Here is a 21,830-nt window from a genome sequence, read left to right on the forward strand (position 1 = left end):
CGCAGCGGCCGACGGCCGGTCCGGGCGACAACGGGCCCGAATCCGCTTGCGGCCCGTCCGGCGGGCGATCGCGGCCGATGCACGTACGTTCGGCCCACATCGGCGCTTGACCTGCGCCGACCGACTCGCTAGCGTTTCGGGTTTGCCCGGGTGGCCATTGCCGCCGGTGCCGTGAGCGCGCCCGACGTCCTGGCGCGCGCGGCCGGGCTCCGATGGAAAAGACGATGCAGAAACTCGATGCGGCCAGCCCGCAGGCGATGTCGACCGATTTCACCGCCGACAACGTCGCGCGCCTGAAGGCGCTGTTCCCCGAACTCGTGACCGAAGGCCCCGGCGGCGCGTCGGTCGACATCGACGTGCTGAAGGCGCTGGTCGGCGATCGCACGGTCGGCGACGCCGAAGAGCGCTACGGCTTCCACTGGCATGGCAAGCGCAGCGCGCGCCAGGCCGCGCTCACGCCGTCGACCGGCACGCTGCGGCCCTGCCCCGACGACAGCGTCGCGTGGGACGACACGCGCCATCTCGTGATCGAGGGCGACAATCTCGACGTGATGAAGCTGCTGCACAAGAGTTACGCCGGCAAGGTGAAGCTCGTCTACATCGACCCGCCGTACAACACCGGCAGCGATTTCGTCTATCCGGACGACTTCAGCGACAGCATCCGCCACTACCTGGCGATGACCGGGCAGACCCAGGGCGGCGTGAAGCGCAGCACCAACACCGAGGCGAACGGCCGGTTCCACACCGACTGGCTGAACATGATGTATCCGCGCCTGAAGCTCGCGCACGCGCTGCTGTCCGACGAAGGGCTGATCGCGGTGCACATCGACGAGCACGAAGTGCACGCGCTGGTGCTGATGCTGCGCGAGATCTTCGGCGAGGAGAACGAGCTCGGCGTCGCCGTGTGGGACAAGCGCAACCCGAAGGGCGACGCACGCGGCGTCGCGTACCAGCACGAATCGCTGGTGCTGTTCGCGCGCAACGCCGAGACGCTGCTCGAACGGGCGCCGCTCAAGCGCCCGAAGCGCAATGCGCAGCGCATGCTCGACGCCGCGCACGACGCCGTGTACCGCAGCGGCAACGCGAAGGACGCGCAGAAGGCGTACCGCGCGTGGATGAAGGCGCAGACCAACCTGTCGGGCGGCGAGGTGATGTACGACCGGCTGTCGGCCGACGGGCGCGTGTACCGTCTCGTGTCGATGGCCTGGCCGAACAAGAAGAAGGCGCCGGAAGAGTATTTCACGCCGCTGATCCACCCGGTCACCGGCAAGCCGTGCGCGATGCCAGCGCGCGGCTGGCGCAACCCGCCCGCGACGATGCAGGCGCTGATCGAGCGCGGCCAGATCGAGTTCGGCGCGGATGAAACCACGCAGCCGCAGCGGATCTACTACCTCGACGAGAACATGTACGAGAACGTGCCGTCGGTGCTGCCGTTCGCCGGCTCCGACGACGCGCTCCTGAAGACGCTCGGCATCCCGTTCGACCTGCCGAAGCCGGTCGATTTCGCGGCGGCCGTGATCGGCTGGTGCACGCGCGGCGACGACATCGTGCTCGACTGCTTCGCGGGCTCCGGCTCGACCGGCCACGCGGTGATGCAGGTGAACGCGACCGACGGCGGCGCGCGCCGCTACGTGCTCGTGCAATTGCCCGAGGCGCTCGACCGCCGCGACAAGACGCAGCTGGCGGCCGCCGATTTCTGCGCGAAGCTGAAAAAGCCGCTGACGCTCGCCGAAATCACCAAGGAACGCCTGCGCCGCGCCGCGCAGCAGGTCGCGCGCGATTACCCGGAAAGCTATGGCGACCTCGGTTTCCGCGTGTACCGGCTCGACACGACCAACGTGATCGAGTGGGACCCGCGCCGCGACGACTTCGACCACGCGCTGTTCGCATCCGTCGAGCACGTGAAGACCGGCCGCACCGAAGACGACCTGCTCGCCGAACTGACGCTGAAGCTCGGCCTCGACCTGTGCACGCCGGTCGAGCATCACCAGGTGGCGGGCAAGACCGTGCACCTGATCGGCCGCGCGATCGTCGCGTGCTTCGATGCGCGCATCTCGCGCGACGACGCGGGCCCGCTCGCCGACGGCATCGTCGACCTGCTCGACGCGACCGGCACGACGCACGACGTCACGTGCCTGTTCCGCGACAGCGGCTTCGTCGACGACGTTGCGAAGCTCAATCTCGCCGCGCTGCTCGAACAGCACGGCGTGAAGCGCGTGCGGAGCCTGTGATGCGGCTGCATTTCGAAGCGGATCTCGACTACCAGCGCGAGGCGATCGACGCCGTCTGCGACCTGTTTCGCGGCCAGGAATCGTATCGCGGCGACTTCAGCGTGCTCGCGAACGCCGCGCCCGGCACGACGGCCGCCGCGCAAGGCTCGCTCGGCTTCGCGGTGTCGGAACAGGGCGTCGGCAACCGGCTGTCGCTGACCGACGACGCGCTCGCGCGCAATCTCGCCGACGTGCAGCTGCGCGGCGGGCTGCCGCCGTCCGGCCTGCCCGGCTCGCGCGACTTCACCGTCGAGATGGAGACCGGCACCGGCAAGACCTACGTGTACCTGCGCACGATCTTCGAGCTCAACCGCCGCTACGGCTTCACGAAGTTCGTGATCGTCGTGCCGTCGATCGCGATCAAGGAAGGCGTGCACAAGACGCTTTCCATCACCGAGGATCACTTCCGCGCGCTGTACGCGGGCGTGCCGTACGACTACTTCCTGTACGACTCCGCGAAGCTCGGCCAGGTGCGCCACTTCGCGGCGAGCGCGGCGATCCAGATCATGGTGATGACGGTTGCCGCGATCAACAAGAAGGAAATCAACAACCTCTACAAGGACAGCGAGAAGACCGGCGGCGAGAAGCCGATCGACCTGATCCGCGCGACGCGGCCGATCGTGATCGTCGACGAGCCGCAAAGCGTCGACGGCGGGCTCGAGGGGCGCGGGCGCGAAGCGCTCGCCGCGATGGCGCCGCTCTGCACGCTGCGCTATTCGGCCACGCACGTCGATCGCCATCACATGGTGTACCGGCTCGACGCGGTCGACGCTTACGAACGCAAGCTCGTGAAGCAGATCGAGATCGCATCGGCGATCGTCGAGGATGCGCACAACAAGCCGTATGTGCGGCTCGTCGGCGTGTCGAACCGGCGCGGCGCGATCAGCGCGCGCGTCGAGCTCGACGTCGCGACGGCGGCCGGCGTGAAGCGCCAGATCGTGACGGCCACCGACGGCGACGATCTCGAACGCCTGACCAAGCGCGCGCTGTATGCGGGGCTGCGGATCGGCGAGGTGCATGCGGTGAAGGGCGCCGAGTACGTCGAGCTGCGCCATCCGGAAGGCGAGGCGTTCCTGTCGCTCGGCGAGGCGTTCGGCGACATCGATACGCTCGCCGTGCAGCGCGAGATGATCCGCCGCACGATCCGCGAGCATCTCGACAAGGAACTGCGCCTCGCGGAGCGCGGGGTGAAGGTGCTGTCGCTGTTCTTCGTCGATTCGGTCGAGCGTTATCGCCGCTACGACGAGAACGGTGTGCCCGTGAAGGGCGACTACGCGCTGATCTTCGAAGAGGAATATGCGCGCGCGGCGCGCGTGCCGGCCTACCGTGCGCTGTTCGACGGCGTCGACGTCGCACTCGAAGTCGAGCGTGCGCACAACGGCTACTTCTCGATCGACCGCAAGGGCGGCTGGACCGATACGAGCGAAAGCAGCGCGGCGGCCCGCGAGAACGCGGAACGCGCGTACGGCCTGATCATGCGCGAGAAGGAAGCGCTGCTGTCGTTCGACACGCCGCTGAAGTTCATCTTCTCGCACTCGGCGCTGAAGGAAGGCTGGGACAACCCGAACGTGTTCCAGATCTGCACGCTGCGCGACATCCAGACCGAGCGCGAGCGCCGCCAGACGCTCGGCCGCGGGTTGCGCCTCGCCGTCGACCAGGACGGCGAACGCGTGCGCGACCCGGGCGTGAACACGCTCACCGTGATCGCGACCGAGCGCTACGAGTCGTTCGCGGAGAACCTGCAGAAGGAAATCGAGGCCGATACGGGCATCCGTTTCGGGATCGTCGAGGAACACCAGTTCGCGGCGCTGCCCGTCCAGGAGGGCGACGCGCCCGCGCATGCGCTCGGCATCGAGCTGTCGCGCGTGCTGTGGAATCATCTGCACGAGCAGGGTTACGTCGATGCGCAGGGCAAGGTGCTCGACCGGCTGAAGGATGCGCTGCGCCAGAGCGCGCTCATGCTGCCCGAGGCGTTCGAGATGCTGCGCGCGCCGATCGTCGCGACGCTGCGCAAGCTGTCGGGCCGTTTTGCCGTGCGCAACGCGGACGAGCGCCGTGCGATCGCGCTGCGGCGCGATGCGTCGGGCAAGGCCGTCGTGTTCGGCGAGGATTTCCGCGCGTTGTGGGACCGCATCCGTCATCGCACCGTGTACCGCGTCGAGTTCGACAACGCGAAGCTCGTGCGCGACTGCGCGGCCGCGCTGCACGACGCGCCGGACATCGCGCGCGCCCGGCTGCAGTGGCGCAAGGCCGAGATCGATATCGGCAAGGCCGGCATCGAGGCGATCGAGGTGGCCGGCGCCGGTACGGTGCTGCTCGACGAAGGCGAGCTGCCACTGCCCGACCTGCTCACCGAGCTGCAGGACCGCACGCAGCTCACGCGCCGTTCGCTTGCAACGATCCTGGCCGACAGCGGCCGGCTCGACGATTTTCGCGTGAATCCGCAGCAGTTCATCGCGGTCGCGGCCGATGCGATCAACCGCTGCAAGCGGCTCGCGCTCGTCGCGGGCATCGCGTATCGCAAGCTCGGCGAGCGCCATGTGCATGCGCTCGAATCGTTCGAAAGCGAGGCGCTGACGGGTTACCTGCGCAACCTGCGGCCCGACGCGCAAAAGTCGATCCACGAAGCGGTCGTGTGCGAGACGGACGCGGAGCGCGCGTTCGCCGATGCGCTCGAGGCGCACGACGGCGTGAAGCTGTACGCGAAGCTGCCCGCGTGGTTCCGCGTGCAGACACCGCTCGGCAGCTATCACCCGGACTGGGCCGTGCTCGCGGAGCAGGACGGCGGCGAGCGGCTGTACTTCGTCGTCGATACGCCGAATACGGACGGCCATGTGCCGAGCGAGCACGAGCGTGCGAAGCTCGCGTGCGGCGAAGCGCATTTCCGTGCACTGGTGGACGGTGACGGCGCGGCGCGCTTCGTGCGCGTCAGGCAGGCCGATGCGTTGTTCGAACCTGCGGTGCCGCTGGCAGGCGCCGGGCGGTGATACGAAGGGCGGCGATGAGCCGCCCTTTTTTCTGCCTTGGTGAACGTGCCGGACACCCTCGCCGCGCCCTCTTCACGCGCCGGTTTCTCTTCCGTCATCCGCGTGAGGGCGATCCGCATTCCTGCATGAGTACGACGCGGTTACGGCTGGTTGCAAATCGGGTCGGCACGACGTTTCCGCGCGACGGCGGCGATGCGTTGCCGCGATGAAAAAAGGGCGCCGAAGCGCCCTTCTCCCGCATGCGTGTGCCGCGCTTACAGCGTGCGGCCGAATGCGTTGTGATGCGAACGATGCGTGGACGTCGACGCATGCGCGGCATGGCCATGCGCATGCCCATGCGTGTGACCATGACCCGGCTGCACGCCGGCGCGATCGGCGATCGTATCCGAGCGGTCGGCTGCGCGCGACAGGCCCTTGTCGCGGTCCCCCGCGTGCATGCCGTTCGAGTTGCTCAGCGCCTGGCCGCTCATGTGGCCGCCGGCCATGCCGCCCGCATTGCCGCCCGAGCCGCCTGCGCCATGACCGCCACCGTTGCCACCGCCATTGCCGCCGGCCGCCGCGTAGGCGGACACCGAGCCGAGCGCGAGCAGCGCGGCCGTCAATACGGACAGATATCGTTGCTGTTTCATCTTGTGCTCCCTGGAGCGCGTTCGTGTGACTGCATTCTATGAACGCGCCAAATTCGCGCCACACGACGTTGTAAATGATCGTAACGATGCGCGCGGCGCACATTCGTCGGATCAATCCGGGTGTTGCATGAACGGGGAACGAAGCAGGCGGTGGCGGCGCGTGGGCGCCGCCCCGGTGGTGAAGTGCTTACTGCGCCGGCTGCATGCCCTGCGCGGCGGCCTTGTGCTGCGCGGCCTGCTCCTGCGCCTGCTTCTTCGCCATGTGGTGGCCGACGATACAGCCGCCGACCGCACCGACGACCGCGTGGTGCCCCGCGTAGTGGCCGGCGACCCCGCCGACCACCGCACCCTTCATGCAGCCCGCCGCATGCGCGCTGCCGATCGTTGCGAGCGCCACGACAGCGGCGGCGGCACACAGCCTGATGTGACGAATGGGCATCATGTTGTCACTCTCCTCTCGTGGTGATCAGCCGGGCCGCTTAGTCCCAGCGGCCGCCGCGCCAGCCGCCGCGGTCGCGCCACTCGTGCTCGCGCCATTCACGGCGGCGCCATTCGTGTTCGCGCCATTCGCGCCGACGCCAGCCATCGTCACGCCAGCCGTCATCGCGGTAGCCGACCGGCGCGTACATGACAGGCGGCGGCGGCGCGACGTAGACCGGTGCCGGCGCCGCGTAGACGCCCGGCACGCCGATGCCGACCGACAGGTCGACGTGGGCCGACGCGACGCCCGAAGCTGCCAGCGCCGCTACACCGAGAACTGCACCGAGAATAAGTTTCTTGCTCATCTCGCGACTCCCTGCACGTGTCGTGCGTCATGTGAATACGGTTCGGAGTCTAGGCACCGGACACAGACACAGGTGAAACGGGTATGCGAGACAGGTAACGGACGTTTACGGATGCCCGCAAAGCCTTGCGGGACAAGGGAGAGGCCGTACTCGAAACACCGTTGCGGCGATGCATCGGGCCGGTAAAAAGGGCGTTTCGGCACGAAACCGGGCGATTCGATCGAGCTCGCCGGCGTGCGCGGGACGCGAACCGCCCGCACCGCGCGGCGCGAGCGGTTCGCAACAGCGGGCGTTACGCGCGGATATCGTCGACGCTGCGCAGCCAGTGCACGCTGAACAGGTTGTCCGCGTCGGTCCACACGGTATCGGGCGCGAATCCCGCGCGGCGCGCGATCGCATGGAAGCCGTCGATCGTGAACTTGTGCGAATTCTCCGTGTGGATGCGCTCTCCGGCGTCGAAGCGGAACGCGTGGCCGCGCACGTGCACCGTCTGCGCGACATCGCTGACGAGATGCATCTCGATGCGCTGCCGCTCGCTGTCGTAAAACGCGCAATGCGAGAACGCGTCGACGTCGAAATCCGCGCCGAGCTCCGCGTTCGCGCGCACCAGCAGGTTCAGGTTGAACTGCGCGGTCACGCCCTGCGCATCGTTGTACGCGTCGTGCAGCGTGCGCGCGTCCTTCACGAGATCGGCGCCGACCAGCAGGCCGCCGCCGCGCAGCAGCCGTGCGGCATCGCGCAGGAATGCGTCGGCTTCGTCCCGCGAGAAATTGCCGATCGTCGAGCCCGGAAAGAAACCGATGCGCCGCGCCGGTGTCGCGGTCAGCGCGGCCAGTTGCTCGGCCTTCGTGTAATCGGCGGCGATCGGCGCGACGTCGAGCCACGGATAGGCCGACCGCAGCCGCGCGGCCGCACCGTGCAGGTAGTCCGCCGAGATGTCGACCGGCACGTAGCGTGCCGGCGCGTTCGCATAGTTGCCCGCGAACGCGTCGAGCAGCACGCGGATCTTCTCGAGCGAGCCCGCGCCGAATTCGACGAGTTCCGCATGCGGGCCGACGCGCCGCAAGATCTCGGCCGCGCGATCGCGGAGGATGCCGAGCTCGGTACGGGTCGGGTAATACTCGGGCAGTTCGCAGATGCGATCGAACAGCGCGGAGCCGGCCGCATCGTAGAAGTATTTCGGCGGAATGCTGCGCGGCGTACGCGACAGTCCGTCGATCAGGTCGCGCTCGAACGCGCTCGGCCGCGAATCGCGGGCGGGTTGCTGGCCACCGCTCGTGGCCGTCTGGTCAGACGTCTCGCGCAAGTCGCACCCCCGTGAATTGCCAGCGCGCGGCCGGCGGAAAGAAATTGCGGTACGTCGGCCGTTCGTGCCCGGGCGGCGTCGCGATGCTGCTGCCGCGCAGGACCTGCTGGCCGACCATGAACTTGCCGTTGTATTCGGCGGCGACGCCCGCGAGCGGCCGAAAGCCCGGGTACGGCTCGTAGGACGAGCGCGTCCATTGCCACACGTGCCCGAGCATCTGCCGGATGCCTTCGGCGGGGAACGCGGCTTCCCATTCGAATTCGGTCGGCAGGCGGGCGCCGGCCCATTCCGCGTACGCGGCCGCTTCGAAGAAGCTCACGTGGCACACCGGTGCGTCGGGCGCGAGCGGCTCGATGCCGTGCAGGCCGAACGTGCGACGGACGCGCGTGGCGGCCGCATCGTCGTCGTCGGGTAGCCAGTACGCGGGCCCTTGCCACCCTTCCCGCTGCACCGCGGCCCAGCCGTCGGACAGCCAGAACTCGGGGCGGGTGTAGCCGCCGTCGGCGACGAACGCCGCGAACTCCGCGTTCGTCACGAGGCGGTTCGCGATCTCGTACGGCCGCACGAGCGCCGTATGACGCGGCCGTTCGTTGTCGAACGAGAACGCATCGCCGTCGTGGCCGATCTCGACGAGCCCGCCCGGCTGGTGAAGCCAGTGCAGCGCGCCCGCATCGCCCGCGGCCATTGCGTCCGCGTCCGTCCCGTTGCGCGGCCGGAACGCCGGCTTCAGCGGGTTGCACGAGAACGCGTGCAGCATGTCGGTGACGATCAGTTCCTGGTGCTGCTGCTCGTGATGCAGGCCGAGCACGATCTCGGGCGCGATCGTATCGAGCAGCGCCGCATCGGCGCCGGCCAGCGCGCGCAGCATCGCGTCGTCGACGTATTGCCGGTACGCATGCACCTCGTCGAGCGACGGGCGCGTGAGCAGCCCGCGCTGCGGCCGCGGATGGCGCGGGCCGAGCGCTTCGTAATAGGAATTGAAGAGGAACTGGAATGCGTCGTCGAACGGCGCGTAGCCGGGCACGCGGCGCATCAGCACGACGGTTTCGAAGAACCAGGTCGTATGCGCGAGATGCCATTTCGTCGGACTCGCGTCGGGCATCGACTGCACGGCCTGGTCTTCGGCGGACAGCGTCGCGGTCAACGCGACGCTATGGGTGCGCACGTCCTGGTAACGGCGCTGAAGCTGTGATGCAAGGAGGCTCATCGGTTTACCGTCCACGTCGCGATTCGCTGCGTTGCGTTGCCGGAAAAGGGAAAGCCTTGCGCATGATGCGCGCGGCTGACGTGCAACCTGCTGCTGCGTCGACGGGCAGCCGGCGCGCGCGCCGGGCCGCGAATGCGGCGTCACTTCATCTGCCCGTGCAGAACAGTATGGTCCAGAAATGTGAATGCTGCGAATCGGGATGCCGGTGAAACGCGAACGAAAGAGAAATGAAAGTGTTGGCTGCGCGCATATCGCACGCGTGACACGCCGGGCAGGCCTGCCGGTTCGGGCGTGAACGCCGTGCACGACGCGCCGGTCCGCGCAGGCGGGCTGCTGACGCCCCATGACATCCGCGCAGCGATCGTGAGTGAATGCCCCCAGATGCCCGGATTTGTCTGACGAACGTGTGCGTGCGCCGAGACCGGCACGACGGTGAACCGCCCCGCCCTTCGTCCGGGTCCGCGGCCAAACGCGCTTCGAAAAAATTTTTCGCCGATGTCACACACGCGGGGGGCTCGCTCGTCATGTCACCGGAACCCACACGAAAGGAGAAGGACCATGACTGCGAAACTCAATCCGTTTGCCGCCGCCCCCGCACTGATGAAGAACTGGATGACCGTATCGGTCGCCGCTGCCGGGAGCCTCGAGCCCACGCTGATCGAGCTCGTCAAGATCCGCGCATCGCAGGTCAACGCGTGCGCGAACTGCATTAACATGCACACGGCCGAGGCGCGCGAGCAAGGCGAGACCGAGCAGCGCATCTATCTGCTCGCCGCGTGGCGCGAAGCGCCCTGCTACACCGACCGCGAACGCGCGGCGCTCGGCTGGACCGAAGCGCTCACGCGGCTGTCGGAGGGCCACGCCGCACACGAAGCAGCCTACGCGGCGCTGAACGACCACTTCAACCAGGAGGAACAGGTGAAGCTCACGCTGATGATCAACGTGATCAACGGCTGGAACCGGCTCGCCGTCGGCTTCGGGCTGTGGATCGACCCGGCCGACGCGAAGGCCGCCGCCGCGAAGATGGTGGCCTGATGCCGACCCTCGACCCGGCCAGGGGCAGCGCCGAAGCACAGGCCGACGCGGCGGCGAGCTTCGACCCGCTGCGTCGCACGCTGATCCGCGTTGCGTACCGGATGCTCGGTTCCGTCGCGGATGCCGAGGCCATGGTGCAGGAAGCGTTCATCCGCTGGATGGACGTCGACCGTACCGAGGTGCGCGTGCCCGAGGCGTTCCTGCGCCGCATGGTGATGCGCATGTGCCTCGACCAGCTGAAGTCCGCACGGCACCAGCGCGAGACCTATATCGGCCCGTGGCTGCCCGAGCCGGTCGTCGAGGAAGACGAACAGGAAGACGTCACGCTGCCGCTGCTGCTCGCGCTCGAACGGCTCTCGCCGCTCGAACGCGCGGCGTTCCTGCTGCACGACGTGTTCGGCCTCGAGTTCGACGAAGTGGCCACGACGATCCAGCGCGACCCGGCCGCGTGCCGGCAGCTCGCCGCGCGGGCCCGCATGCATGTGCGCGAGGCGCGGCCGCGCTTTCATGTCGAGAAACAGCGCGGAATCGAATTGGCGGAGGCGTTTTTTGCCGCGTCACGCAGCGGCGACATGCGCACGCTCGGCGCGATGCTCGCCGAGGACGTGAGCCTGCATTCGGACGGTGGCGGCAAGCGCTCGGCGGCAGGCAAGCCGGTATTCGGCTTCGAACGCGTGATGAAGGTGCACGAGTATCTGGCCGAGCTGTTTGCGACACATGCATCGAAGCTCGTGCGTGCCGGGTTCATCAACGGGCTGCCGGGTTTCGTCACGCTGGAATCCGATGGCGAGCTGCAAACCACGGCGCTCGAGATCGAGGACGGAAAGATCGTCGCGATCTATGTCGTGCGCAATCCTGACAAGTTGAAGCATCTTCACTGAAGGTGGCAAGATCGCGCGTCGGGTGCCATGCGCAGGCACGGCCGCGATGCGCGCTGTTCACCGTCCTGCCGCCCTGCTTTACCGGCCGCCGGTTCGTGCTCTCGCTCGCGCTTGTACTCGTGCAATCAATACGTGCCGACCACGACGTTGCGGATCATGATCATCAGGAAGCCGAGCAACGGCGTCGCGATCGCGAAACCGGTCGCCGCGAGCCAGTTCGTGCCGCCCTGCGCTTCCAGCAACGCGAGAAACGATTCGCGCGACGTCGCGTTCGGGCGCAGCTTGTCGATCCGGCGCTCGACGTGCGCCTTGTAGAGGCCGTTCCCGTACCAGCCGAGCGAAACCGCGATCCCGATCGTGACCGGGTCGAGCGTGCTCGATTCGAAGTATGTCGGGAAGAACAGCAGCTCGACCAGCGTGATCGCGAGCGACGCGCCGAGGACGGCCGAGGCCTGCCAGTACATGCATCGATACGCCATCCAGACCGGGCCCAGGAAACAGGCTGCCCAGTTCCACGACTGCCGGTTCTTGCGCGACGCGGCGATCGTCCATTTCCGTTCGAACCAGGCAGCCTTCTTGCCGACATAAGCGGCGATTTCGTCGTTGCTCGCGAGCGATGCGGCGGTCGTGACGTCGGACATGGTCGGGTGCTCTCAGTCGCGCGGGTCGCGCGTTGTTGTTTTGATGTGGTCGGGTGCGGTGAAAATCGAACGGCGCAGCCGCTTCGGTCGCACACGATTCTACCTGCCGTACAGCGCAGGTCGTAGCGTCACGGGCCAGGATGTCGGTGGAGATGCGATGCCGTGGATCGCGCAACGCATCGGGGCGATATGCGTCGTTTCGCGTTGTTTCGGCCGGAAAAAGAAAAACGCCACGCGAGGTTGCCGCGTGGCGTTTGTATGTTTGGCGAGCCGCGTTGCCTGTAGGCAATTTGCGCTGCCGGACCCCTTCATTTTGTTCGTTGGTAGGCTCGATTGGATTCGAACCAACGACCCCCACCATGTCAAGGTGGTGCTCTAACCAACTGAGCTACGAGCCTAAGAAGCCGCGAATTATAGAGAGGGTTTTTGAGGAGCACAAGCCCTTTCGTGAAAATTTTTTGAATCGGCGCGTGCGGGGGCAAACGATCGACGGTGCCTGGCGATGCCGGGCACGTCGCCTTCACCGCTTCGCATCACAGCAAAACGCGTCGATGCGCGGTGATGTTATCCACATTGCCCTCTGGATAACCGTCCGGCAAGCCTCTGGATTCACAGTGGAACGATTGAGGATATGTCGGCGAGACTGTGAATCGACGAAAAGTTGTTCTGTGCTGCGCGGAGCTGTTCACGTGCGACACCCATGGTTATGCATCCCGCTTCGTGCTGAAAATTCAGTGCGTTACGGAGGTTATCCACTGTGAGGCACAGCGCTTGTTAACTATCACTACGTATATATACGAACCCTGTTAACACCTTTGGATAAGCACAGTCCGTCGACTGTGATCCGCCCGGGATATGCACTGCGTGCGGCGAACAGAAGAACGAATCGGGAAGCTGTGAAGCGCGTGGGTGATGTGCGGGCCGTCATGTCTGTAGAATCGCCGGCATCCAGGATGCAAAGGCCCGTCGGACAGGCTCACGACACATGACCGATTCTTCGTTGTCCAGGCTCGACACGCTCGACATCGACACAGTCGTGCATCGAATGCAGCAACATCCGGGCGACATCGTGTTCGAGCAACGCGTGTCGATCCCGGAAGCCGACGTCCTGTGCTGCCGCTACAGAGGCGAGCGATTCAACGTGAAGTTCGATCTCGACTACGGGGTGTTTGTCGATCGCGTCGGAAAGCTGTCTCGCCAAGACATCAAAGACATCGTCAGATGGCTCGCAACGGTGTGAACCGGATGACGAGAGGCACAGGCACATGATTGATTCTTTGACTGCGCTGCAGCGCTGGTACGAATCGCGTTGCGATGGCGTCTGGGAACACGCGCACGGCATCGAGGTCGTCACGCTGGACAATCCGGGATGGAAGGTGAAGCTCGACGGCGCGACGTCCGGCAAGGTGATCGATTTGTCGATCGAGCGCAACGAGTCGGACTGGATATCCGTGCGTGCGACCAGCGCTGAATTCGCCGGCTACGGCGGCCCGGGCAATTTGCCGGAGCTCCTCGCGCTCGCGGTCGAGTGGATTGACTGGCGCGCGACGAACGACGAAGGTCGAAGCGATCGATGAAGGCACCTGTCGACGAAATGCTGGCGACGGAGATTGCCGGCCATGTTGCGGTTGTCGTGACCAAGGTGGTGGCCGCCGCCGATGGGCTGGCACGGTTGGGCTTCGCTCGGCAATCCGGTCGCGGGGAATGTGCGATCGCCTGGCGCGGGCCGAGACAGTGCGTCATCGAAACACGATGGATGCGGTGTGCGATTGCTCGATGTCTTCCACGGCGCGACGAAACCGAAGAAAGAACAGGGCGACGCAAGCGGCGCTCGCAACTGGAGTGAGTAATGGGACCGATCGTTTGCCATCGACACGGACGCGCTTCCACGGCGACAACATCGAAGGGTGTGGACGCACGCATCAGGTTGCGCGGGCAGTGTGTGCCCGGTGAACTCGTGAAGGTCTCGCTCGACCGGCCGAGATACAGCCGGGAGATGTGGATGTTGCGCGCCGAGCTCGACGAGCACGAGGTCCATGCGATCTTCGTCGATCGGGTCGCGCACGTGAAGGCATTTCCGAAGATCGCGGCATTGGAGCGCTTGCGCGCGTATGTCTGTCTGGCGTGCCTGGACGAACTGCTCGTGCGTTCCGGCGAGGTGCCTCATCAACCGACGACGAAAGAGCAGGCGTTCGATACGTCCGTCGTCGCGGCGAATGCAAAGTGGCCGAGCGATTTCGCGCGATGCGAACTTCACGGGCTGATCCGGCCGACGCGGGCGTCGCCGGATATCGAAACGGCGATTCTCACGATCGATGTGATCCGTGATTGTCACGTCGTGCGGGTGATCGATGCCCGTGTGAAGCACGAGCCCAAGTATTGGTTCGACGAAGCGTTTTTGCGCAAGGTGCTCGGGCCGGATATCGACATCGTCGATTCGACGTTCCGGATCGACGACCCGGCCATGTTCGTGCGGCTGTGGGACGCCGGTGAGTATGTGTGTCCGGTGTGCCTGCGGGAGGTGTTGAAACGCAGCGGCCTGGGCGATGACGCTGCGCCAGCGTGAACGCAAAGGAGAGGGCATGACGGGCAGGCAACCGGTGCCGATGCGAGACGATCAATGATGACCGACACGATCGAGCAGTACGACATGACGGACGACGCCACCCGGCGCAAGATTTTCTGGCTGCTGCAACGCCTGACGAGCCTGTCGCTCTGGACGCGCAAGCGCGAGGCATTCGAGCGCTTCGCGAACGCGTACGAGCATGCAGTGAACACGTGGCCCGATGACGATCCGGATGGCATTCATGACAAGCACTTTCCGATCATCGCCGACATTCTCGCGGCTTACGATCGAGGGCTGACCGAGCTGGCCGGAGGGAACCGGATTGGCTGGCGGAGCGGTGGGCCGTTCAAGCACGTGTACCGGCAATACCGCCTTCTGGACGCGTATTTCTACCCTAATCCCGATTACTGGGATCGCGGTGGGCAGATTGCCCCATACCCGCCGAAGATCGACGCGCTGGCCCGACTGCTGCACGCATCGGAATACCAGATGGAGTATGCGCCGTTCGATCCGGACGATCGATTCGGCAACCTCGCACGTCTGCGCTCGGCAAGACAGCTGTTGTCCCCGAATGCCCATGAGCGCAACTTCCACACGCTTTCGTACCCGGTGTTTCCGGAGGAGCTGCCCGCGGTTCCAGAAGCGGTGGGCCCGGTCATCTGGACCGGCCGGAAAGTGCCATGCGACGGCATCTGGGAGCCTGTCGTCGTCAAGTGGTCGAGGCGGCCGGGCCTCGTGCCGATCGTCATGCCCGGTTTGCGTAATGGAGGTTGCTTCAATTACTTCACTCGGGGCACGCGTGCGCCACACCAGACGGACGATTTGCCGGGATTGTTCATCCCGACGTGCTGGCGATTGTTATGGGAAGACCGGCGTTACGTGAACGGCGTCGTTCCCGACGAATCGCAGTATTTCCTCGAGCCACGGCAAGCGCCGCAGGCGAGCCCGAGCCCGTGATATCCGGAGAACACCATGAGCAAGCTGAATTTCGGCGAGGTCGATCGATGTTCCGTCCGGCTCAATACCGCGACGCTGCTCGGCCTGAAGGCCGCCTATGACGACTTCGCGAAAACCGGGCAGGATCCGCGCAACTTCGAGATCTGCATCACGGACGAAAGTGCCGCGAGGGTCGATCCGAAACCGGGCGACCGCGTCATCGGCGTGACGTTTCTGGCGAAGATGCCTCCCGGCATGCGCGGGCTCGGCAATGCGAGTCCGCTTGGAACGTCGATGGGATACGTCATCTCCCCGGAAACCGGCGAGATTCTCAAGGTTCATCTGACCAAGTGACCTGGGCGGCGGTGAAGGTGGTCAGCCTTCGTATGTGGGTAACCGCGGCGCAAATGACGTGAAATGCTGTGCGAGCAACAGGTGAGCATGCGCTCGGATCGCAAGCGGGGGGCGGATCCCGGCGAATTCTGACCGTGACGAGCCGATCCGGATACGTGAGCCCGCGACTGAGTGCAGAAATGCCGGCTCCACGATGCGAGCGCGGGGGAAAGAGCATCACGTTCGTGCGCTTGCCGACGTGCCGCATGTGGACAACCTGCACGCCCAACCAGTCGAATCGCTGTGCCTCGGACAGGTGAGCGCCATGCACTCGACCATGTGAATCAGCCCGAATGCCTTGTTGGACAGGGATTTTCCGGAATAGAGCAGGTGATGGGGAGAAGGTTCGCGCGACCCGCCGTGATCGAGTGCCATGTGGATATCGAGCAGCCAAGACACTCGAAATCCTGTGCATTCAACGGGTGAGGGTACGCGAATGTGGTGAGGATGTTTGCGTCACCTCCCGGGTTGTGGATATCACGCTTCCACGCAACTCGAAACGCTGTGCAGACCCAAGGTGAGCGAACCGAACGATATCAGCATGTAGCGTCGCCACGATCAAGCTGACCGGCCTCCACGATTCCCGGTGCGGTTCAGACACCGACTCGACTGGCGTCGCGAGAGAAGGCGGCATATACCAGGACAAAGTCGCACGGCGAGGATGATCGTTCGCTATGCTGCCGGTGACAACGCACCTATCCATCGGATACACATGAGCGCAACTGCGCGGATCATTCTCAAAGCCATGCTGAGCCTCCCCATTGCCTTTGGGCTCGCCTATCCCCTTGTCTATCCTTCAGAAGACGGTGGCGTTCTCGGCGAAATGGAGAGGCTTGGGACAATCGGCGGCATCGTCGTCATCATGGTTTTCCTGGCTCTGGTCTATGCCTACGCGAGCGACCTGAGGACTACCCTGAAATCGGTCAACCAAGGATCGCGTGCGGCCGAACCCAACAGCGTCTGGCTCATGTTCCTCTTGCCGTACAACTTCATCGAGGATTTCTTCATTATTTCCAACGTTGCGAAGTCCCTGGAAGCGGAGTCCCGTATCAATCCGGCGCTGTCGGGTCTGCGCTCGTTCGGCCGGATCAGTGGCATCGGGTGGTGTCTTGCGCAGGTTGTTTCGTTGATACCCGATACCCTTGGCTCCATCGCCGGTGGCGTAGCAGTTTTCCTCTGGGTTTGGCACTGGGTGTTCGTGCGTCGAGCGAACAAGATGCTTGCCGGCAGCCAGGTCTCGGTGGCGACTCTACCTGGACGGACAGGATCGTAGCCATCCTTGGAAGCCGGATCGCTTACCCGTGATCGATGTGGACATCCTGTTCCGCAGCGACTCGAAACCCTGTGATTCCCAAAGGTGAGGGCACCGGAGCGGCTTCGATGTGCATAACAGCCAAGGAAAGTCAGTCGAAACACTGTGCAAGCGAGTGGTGAGCGTGCGCCCGTTCAAGCCCGCCGGGCCGCGCCACAAAAGGCGCTGGCGGCCACCCCCAACCGCCAGCCGGGCGCGCATCCTGCTACTTCAAGTCTGCTGATCGAGCGCCTGCACGACCGCTTTCTCCGCGAGACTCCCGGCCGGCCCGACCACCGCATAGTTGAGCCCGTTCACCGAGCCGTACCGCGCGAGCAACGCGCCATCCACACGTTGCCCGGCCGGCAGCAGACGATGTTTCGATTCCGCCGGCCGGAGATAGAAGCTGAGCGTCCGCCCGGCCTCGTCTTCATAGAGCACCATCGCAGCCGTGGCCCCGCTGTCCGTCGTGAACAACCGCCCACCGACCGGCCTGAACCCCGCAGCGCTCAGATCCGGCAGCCGCGCCGATGCCCCGACGCGCCGGGTGAGCCACCCCTGCAAATCGCCTGCACCGGTCGGCCGGTAATCCACCTTCGCCGTCTGATCGACCACCATCATCCGGTAAGCCTCGACTGCATCGCTCATCGGTGCGATGGGCGGCGCCGCGTTCCATCCACGCGCCTGCCATCCGCCGAATGTCCCCAGCCCGACGCAGAACACGAACGAAGCCGCGATCGCGAACCGCATCCGTGTGCGCTCCGCCTGCCTGCCGCGAATGGCGGCAGGATCCAGCGCAAGGTTATCCGCCGGCATCCGCACGCTTTCCAGCGCGGCCCGCAACCGCTGCGCATCCTGCTGCCATTGCTTCACCTGTTCCGCGCGCTCCGGATGCAGCGCGAGATAGCGCTCGACCGCGGCGCGCGCATCGTCGTCGAGCTGGCCGTCGACGTAGGCCTGGAGGTCGTGTTCGTTAGTTGGAATGTTCATCATGATGTGCTCCGAGAAACCCCGCCGTTTCCCGCAAGGGGACTTCCTTCGGGGCGCATGGCGGGTAGCGCAGGGCGCATTTGACAGGCAGCTTCGTCCACCGGCTAGGATGGCCGGCATGATCCTTGTCTATCGCTACCGGGTAAAGTCGCTCAACGGGCTGCTTAACAAGCAGAGCCGCGCGGTGAACTACGTCTGGAACTTCTGCAACGACACGCAGAAGCATGCCCTCAAGTGGAACAAGAAGTGGCCGACAGGGTTCGACTTGAACGTATTGACGACGGGTTCTAGCAAAGAGCTTTGCATCCATTCCGGCACGATCAACGCAACGTGCGAACAATACGCGAAGTCGCGTAGCCAGCACCGTCGACCTTACCTGCGCTATCGCGGCCGGAAATCGCTTGGCTGGGTGCCGCTGAAGGGGCGTGACCTGAAGCGCGAAGGAGACGCGTTTCGCTTCGCTGGTAACACCTTCCGCGTGTTCAACAGCCGCCCGCTTCCCGAAGGCAAGATCAAGGACGGAACCAATTTCGCACAGGATGCGCGTGGCAATTGGTTCCTGAATATTGTGATCGAGATGCCCGATGTTCAGGCTCGCCCGATCCGTTTGGGCGTCGGCATCGATCTTGGCCTGAAAGACTTCGCCACACTCTCGACGGGCGAAAAGCTGGCCAATGCCCGGTTTGGCCAGCGCGCGGCGGAAAAGCTGGCGAAAGCCCAACAGGCGCGAAAACACAAGCGGCATATCGCGAAGCTGCATGCAAAGGTAGTGAATGCACGCGCCGATTTCCAGCACAAGCTCGCGCTCGATCTGGTGCGGCGCTACGACTACATTGCGATCGGCAACGTGTCGGCCGCCAAACTCGCCAGAACCAGGATGGCGAAGAGCGTCTACGACGCATCCTGGTCGTCCTTCCGCAACAAGCTCCGTTACAAGGCGATGGCGCACGGAGTCACGTTCGAGGAAGTCGACGAAAGCGGTTCTACCCAGTCCTGTTCGTCGTGCGGGTCGAAAGACAGCACGACGCGGCCGAAAGGTATCGCGGGGCTGCGAATAAGAGAGTGGACCTGCAGTGAGTGCGGTGTCTTGCATGATCGAGATATCAACGCTGCGCTGAACATTCTCCGATGCGGACGTGCATCGCCAGGTGTGGGAATCCTCCGACTTTCGGCGGAGGAGGGCGTCAATTCTTCATCAATCGCAAAGAAGGAGCAGGAAGCTCGCCGTCGCTGAGCTGGCGCAGCGCCTGGCGCGCGCGGGAGAGCCGCGACATCACGGTGCCGATCGGCACCTCGAGCAGGTCGGCGACCTCCTGATAGGTGAAGCCCTCGACCGCGACGAGCAGCAGCAGGCTGCGCTGTTCGTCGGAGAGCCGGCCGAACGCTTCGAGCGTCGCGCGCGCCGCGAATTCGCGTTCGGCGGACGGCCAGTGCGCTTCGTCGTCGTCGCGGATGCGCCCGAGCAGCCACGCGTAGCGCTTCGCGCTGCGTTTGCCGTCGAGAAACTGCCGGTACAGGATCGTGAAGAGCCAGCTGCGCAGCGACGCGTCGTCGCGGCGGCTCGTCCAGCGCGACAGTGCGCGCTCGAGCGTCGACTGGACGAGATCGTCGGCCGCGTGGACGTCACGCGCGAGCCAGAGCGCGAAGCGTCGCAGCCTGGGAATGAGTTCGCGCAATGCGTCGTCGTCGAGGGCGGTGGAGGGCATGGCCGGGCCGGTTGCCGAATGGGTAGAGATGCCGCGTAAGACGCCGGTGGGCGCCGCGTATTCCACCAGCATAGGAAAAAAATTTTCGTGGAATAAAGCGGCGCGGGTGGCGTCCTACGCGGGTTCGACAATGACCTGATGGTCGGGAGCACATTCATGGAGCGATCTTCTTCCTCTTCTTCGCCGCAGCGCGAGCCCGGGCGCGGGTGGTGGCGCTGGGCCGCGATCGGCGGCGCGGTGGCCGGCGTGGCCGTGGCGTTCGGCTACGCGGGAGGCTGGCTTGCGCCGGCGCGTCTGACCCCGCACCGGATCGTCGACGCATTGCAGACGGCCGGCGGCGGCATTCACCCGGGCTTCCGGCGCAATCACGCGAAGGGCGTGTGCGTGACCGGTTACTTCGAAGGCAACGGCGCCGCGAGCGCGTATTCGGTCGCGCCGTTCTTCAAGGCGGTGCGCACGCCGGTGGTCGGGCGCTTCGCGTTGCCAGGCGGGAACCCGTACGCGCCCGACAGCAGCGTGCCGATCCGCAGCCTCGCGCTGAAGCTCACCGCGCCCGATGGCGAGCAATGGCGAACCGGGATGAACGCGATGCCCGTGTTTCCGGTGGCGACGCCGCAGGCGTTCTACGCGCAATTGATGGCGACCCGGCCCGATCCGAAGACGGGCAAGCCCGACCCGGCGAAGGTAAAGGCGTTTTTCGGCGCGCACCCGGAGGCGGGCGCGTTCCTGCAATGGGTGAAGGGTGCGAAGCCGAGCGCGAGCTACGTCACCGAAAGCTATTACGGATTGAACGCGTTCTACTTCGTCGACGCGGCCGGCAAGCGCCAGGCGGTGCGGTGGCGCGTCGTGCCGGAGCAGACGGCCGGCGCCGGCGACGTCGCGACGGCGGCGGACCCGAACGTGTTGCAGCAGGACGTGACGCAGCGCATCGCGGCGGGTGCGCAGAAGTGGAAGCTGCTGGTCACGCTGGCGGAGCCCGGCGATCCGGTGGACGACGCCACGAAGGTCTGGCCCGCGCAGCGCACGACGATCGACGCGGGCACGCTCGTGCTCGACCGCGTGGAGGCGCAGGACAGCGGGCCGTGCCGGGATGTGAATTACGACCCGACGGTGCTGCCGCAGGGGATTCAGGTGTCGGGGGATCCGTTGCTGGCGGCGCGCTCGGCTGCTTATGCGGATTCGTATCTGCGCAGGACGAGTGAAGAGGCCGGTGTGGCGGGTGTGGCCAGGTTGAGTTCGGAGGGACGGTGATGAAGACTTCTGCGACGTTTGGTTTGCCCGCGAGGGTGCTGCACTGGGTGATGGCCGCGATGATCATCGCGATGCTGTTCATCGGGGTGGGGATGGTGGCGTCCGTTTCCGGGCGGCATGAGGTTCTGGTGGCGATTCACAAGCCGCTGGGTGTGGCCGTGCTGGTGCTGGTGTGCGTGCGGATCGTGGTGCGGGTGTTGTCGAAGCCGCCGGCGTTGCCCGAGGATCTGCCGTGGTGGCAGAAGGTGGCCGCGCACGGATCGCATCTTGTGCTGTATGCGCTGATGGTCGCGATGCCGCTGATCGGGTGGGCGATGCTGTCGGCGGGCGGGTATCCGGTGACGTTGGGCGGCGGCGTGCAGCTGCCGGCGCTGGTGTCGGCTGATCCGGTGACGTTCGCCTGGCTGAGGGTCGCGCATCGCGTGCTGGCCTATCTGTTCTTCCTGACGTTCCTCGCGCACTTTGCGGCGGCGCTGTATCACGGACTGATTCGGCGGGACGGTGTGGTGAGGGCGATGGTGGGGCGGTAACCGACGGGAAGGTCGAGTTCGCGGCGGCGGGGCTGTACACGGGCGACCGGGGCAGCTCTTGCCGTGCCGCTTATATATGACCACTGGGCAGGCTCGGCTGCTCCCGGCATAGCATGTCAAAAATATTTCACGAAAGGGCTTGCGTGGATGGGGGCAGGTGCTTAGAATCACGCCTCTTTCGCGCTAACGGAAACGCAGCGCGGGAGAAGAAGGGAAGCGGTGCTGTTGAAGTTGGTTTTAGCAACTCCAGTACATACGAAATTAAACCGCAGTCGTCGCAACGAAGTAGTTAAAAAAGTTGTTGACGAGTTTTAAAAAACGGTTAATAATCTCGCTTCTCTGCTGCTGAAAACGCAGCGCTGCCGGGAAACACGAAGTTCCTCGCAGATTGCTCTTTAAAAATTAACAGCCGATAAGTGTGGGCGC

General features: G+C 65.2%; 21 protein-coding genes, 1 tRNA gene and 1 pseudogene. 14 read left to right on the forward strand and 9 right to left on the reverse strand.

The genetic code is table 11. From position 1 onward, the window contains the following. Positions 1 to 212: 212 nt before the first annotated feature. Positions 213 to 2,231 carry a site-specific DNA-methyltransferase gene (locus ABIC51_RS25205; RefSeq protein WP_124533423.1) on the forward strand — a complete coding sequence of 673 codons (2,019 nt, stop codon included), beginning with the start codon at positions 213 to 215 and terminating at the stop codon, positions 2,229 to 2,231. Next, complete coding sequence (locus ABIC51_RS25210; RefSeq protein ID WP_175900432.1) at positions 2,231 to 5,257, forward strand: type III restriction-modification system endonuclease; 3,027 nt, start codon at positions 2,231 to 2,233, stop codon at positions 5,255 to 5,257. The genes ABIC51_RS25205 and ABIC51_RS25210 overlap by 1 nt, the downstream gene beginning before the upstream one ends. 254 nt (positions 5,258 to 5,511) lie before the next feature. Here ABIC51_RS25210 and ABIC51_RS25215 read toward each other — a convergent pair whose 3' ends face one another. The 5 genes from ABIC51_RS25215 to egtB form a co-directional block, all read right to left on the reverse strand. Then, entirely contained in the window at positions 5,512 to 5,886 is a 375-nt protein-coding gene (locus ABIC51_RS25215; RefSeq protein ID WP_175900435.1) for a hypothetical protein, read from the reverse strand. A 187-nt stretch (positions 5,887 to 6,073) separates the two neighbouring features. Further along, positions 6,074 to 6,328 (reverse strand): hypothetical protein, encoded by a 255-nt coding sequence (locus ABIC51_RS25220; protein WP_021162262.1) that lies wholly within the window; start codon positions 6,326 to 6,328, stop codon positions 6,074 to 6,076. Positions 6,329 to 6,365: 37 nt separating this feature from the next. Beyond that, positions 6,366 to 6,671, reverse strand: coding sequence for a hypothetical protein (locus tag ABIC51_RS25225; RefSeq protein WP_027788766.1), 306 nt, complete (start codon positions 6,669 to 6,671; stop codon positions 6,366 to 6,368). 292 nt (positions 6,672 to 6,963) lie between these two features. Beyond that, a complete protein-coding gene (gene egtD / locus ABIC51_RS25230; RefSeq protein ID WP_354006671.1) occupies positions 6,964 to 7,977 on the reverse strand; it encodes an L-histidine N(alpha)-methyltransferase in 1,014 nt (337 codons plus the stop codon). Continuing rightward, entirely contained in the window at positions 7,961 to 9,184 is a 1,224-nt protein-coding gene (gene egtB, locus ABIC51_RS25235; protein ID WP_354006672.1) for an ergothioneine biosynthesis protein EgtB, read from the reverse strand. The genes egtD and egtB overlap by 17 nt, the downstream gene beginning before the upstream one ends. 558 nt (positions 9,185 to 9,742) lie before the next feature. Between egtB and ABIC51_RS25240 the strand changes: the two genes are divergently transcribed. Both ABIC51_RS25240 and ABIC51_RS25245 read left to right on the forward strand, forming a co-directional pair. After that, positions 9,743 to 10,219 carry a carboxymuconolactone decarboxylase family protein gene (locus ABIC51_RS25240; RefSeq protein ID WP_354006673.1) on the forward strand — a complete coding sequence of 159 codons (477 nt, stop codon included), beginning with the start codon at positions 9,743 to 9,745 and terminating at the stop codon, positions 10,217 to 10,219. After that, complete coding sequence (locus tag ABIC51_RS25245; RefSeq protein WP_354006674.1) at positions 10,219 to 11,100, forward strand: sigma-70 family RNA polymerase sigma factor; 882 nt, start codon at positions 10,219 to 10,221, stop codon at positions 11,098 to 11,100. Before ABIC51_RS25240 ends, ABIC51_RS25245 begins: the two co-directional genes overlap by 1 nt. 125 nt (positions 11,101 to 11,225) lie before the next feature. On the opposite strand, the gene ABIC51_RS25250 is transcribed toward ABIC51_RS25245, so the two are convergent. Further along, positions 11,226 to 11,741: a DUF2628 domain-containing protein gene (locus ABIC51_RS25250; protein WP_354006675.1), complete on the reverse strand. Its 516-nt coding sequence runs from the start codon at positions 11,739 to 11,741 to the stop codon at positions 11,226 to 11,228. A gap of 321 nt (positions 11,742 to 12,062) precedes the next feature. Then, positions 12,063 to 12,139 (reverse strand) — tRNA-Val (locus ABIC51_RS25255). 602 nt (positions 12,140 to 12,741) lie between these two features. On the opposite strand from ABIC51_RS25255, the gene ABIC51_RS25260 reads away from it, so the two are divergent. The 7 genes from ABIC51_RS25260 (at position 12,742) to ABIC51_RS25290 (ending at position 16,909) form a co-directional block, all read left to right on the forward strand. Then, positions 12,742 to 12,981 (forward strand): hypothetical protein, encoded by a 240-nt coding sequence (locus ABIC51_RS25260; RefSeq protein WP_226212632.1) that lies wholly within the window; start codon positions 12,742 to 12,744, stop codon positions 12,979 to 12,981. A gap of 25 nt (positions 12,982 to 13,006) precedes the next feature. Beyond that, positions 13,007 to 13,318 carry an Imm53 family immunity protein gene (locus ABIC51_RS25265; protein ID WP_060280116.1) on the forward strand — a complete coding sequence of 104 codons (312 nt, stop codon included), beginning with the start codon at positions 13,007 to 13,009 and terminating at the stop codon, positions 13,316 to 13,318. Further along, positions 13,315 to 13,587, forward strand: a complete 273-nt coding sequence (locus tag ABIC51_RS25270; protein WP_175900160.1) for a hypothetical protein — start codon at positions 13,315 to 13,317, stop codon at positions 13,585 to 13,587. The genes ABIC51_RS25265 and ABIC51_RS25270 overlap by 4 nt, the downstream gene beginning before the upstream one ends. Before the next feature lie 111 nt (positions 13,588 to 13,698). After that, complete coding sequence (locus ABIC51_RS25275) at positions 13,699 to 14,307, forward strand: hypothetical protein (RefSeq protein ID WP_226129316.1); 609 nt, start codon at positions 13,699 to 13,701, stop codon at positions 14,305 to 14,307. A 57-nt stretch (positions 14,308 to 14,364) separates the two neighbouring features. Then, entirely contained in the window at positions 14,365 to 15,264 is a 900-nt protein-coding gene (locus ABIC51_RS25280) for an Imm72 family immunity protein (protein WP_146254029.1), read from the forward strand. Positions 15,265 to 15,279: 15 nt separating this feature from the next. Continuing rightward, on the forward strand, positions 15,280 to 15,597 hold the full coding sequence (locus tag ABIC51_RS25285) for a hypothetical protein (protein WP_146254030.1): 318 nt from the start codon (positions 15,280 to 15,282) through the stop codon (positions 15,595 to 15,597). 751 nt (positions 15,598 to 16,348) lie between these two features. Then, positions 16,349 to 16,909: a hypothetical protein gene (locus ABIC51_RS25290; protein ID WP_027788775.1), complete on the forward strand. Its 561-nt coding sequence runs from the start codon at positions 16,349 to 16,351 to the stop codon at positions 16,907 to 16,909. A 249-nt stretch (positions 16,910 to 17,158) separates the two neighbouring features. On the opposite strand, the gene ABIC51_RS25295 is transcribed toward ABIC51_RS25290, so the two are convergent. Beyond that, the gene (locus ABIC51_RS25295; RefSeq protein WP_175855398.1) at positions 17,159 to 17,917 is read right to left on the reverse strand and encodes an anti-sigma factor family protein; all 759 of its coding nucleotides are present in this window, start codon (positions 17,915 to 17,917) and stop codon (positions 17,159 to 17,161) included. 118 nt (positions 17,918 to 18,035) lie between these two features. On the opposite strand from ABIC51_RS25295, the pseudogene ABIC51_RS25300 reads away from it, so the two are divergent. Further along, a pseudogene (locus tag ABIC51_RS25300) lies at positions 18,036 to 19,085 on the forward strand (RNA-guided endonuclease InsQ/TnpB family protein); the annotation flags it as partial. A 16-nt stretch (positions 19,086 to 19,101) separates the two neighbouring features. Here the strand turns inward: ABIC51_RS25300 and ABIC51_RS25305 are convergent. Then, positions 19,102 to 19,623 carry a sigma-70 family RNA polymerase sigma factor gene (locus ABIC51_RS25305; RefSeq protein WP_059687948.1) on the reverse strand — a complete coding sequence of 174 codons (522 nt, stop codon included), beginning with the start codon at positions 19,621 to 19,623 and terminating at the stop codon, positions 19,102 to 19,104. A 156-nt stretch (positions 19,624 to 19,779) separates the two neighbouring features. Between ABIC51_RS25305 and ABIC51_RS25310 the strand changes: the two genes are divergently transcribed. Together ABIC51_RS25310 and ABIC51_RS25315 are read left to right on the forward strand one after the other, a co-directional pair. Next, a complete protein-coding gene (locus ABIC51_RS25310) occupies positions 19,780 to 20,874 on the forward strand; it encodes a catalase family peroxidase (RefSeq protein ID WP_048024044.1) in 1,095 nt (364 codons plus the stop codon). Continuing rightward, complete coding sequence (locus ABIC51_RS25315; protein WP_175757937.1) at positions 20,874 to 21,404, forward strand: cytochrome b; 531 nt, start codon at positions 20,874 to 20,876, stop codon at positions 21,402 to 21,404. The genes ABIC51_RS25310 and ABIC51_RS25315 overlap by 1 nt, the downstream gene beginning before the upstream one ends. The last annotated feature ends 426 nt before the right edge of the window (positions 21,405 to 21,830 follow it).

This window comes from Burkholderia sp. 572 (assembly GCF_040545135.1).
GTDB lineage: Bacteria > Pseudomonadota > Gammaproteobacteria > Burkholderiales > Burkholderiaceae > Burkholderia > Burkholderia cepacia.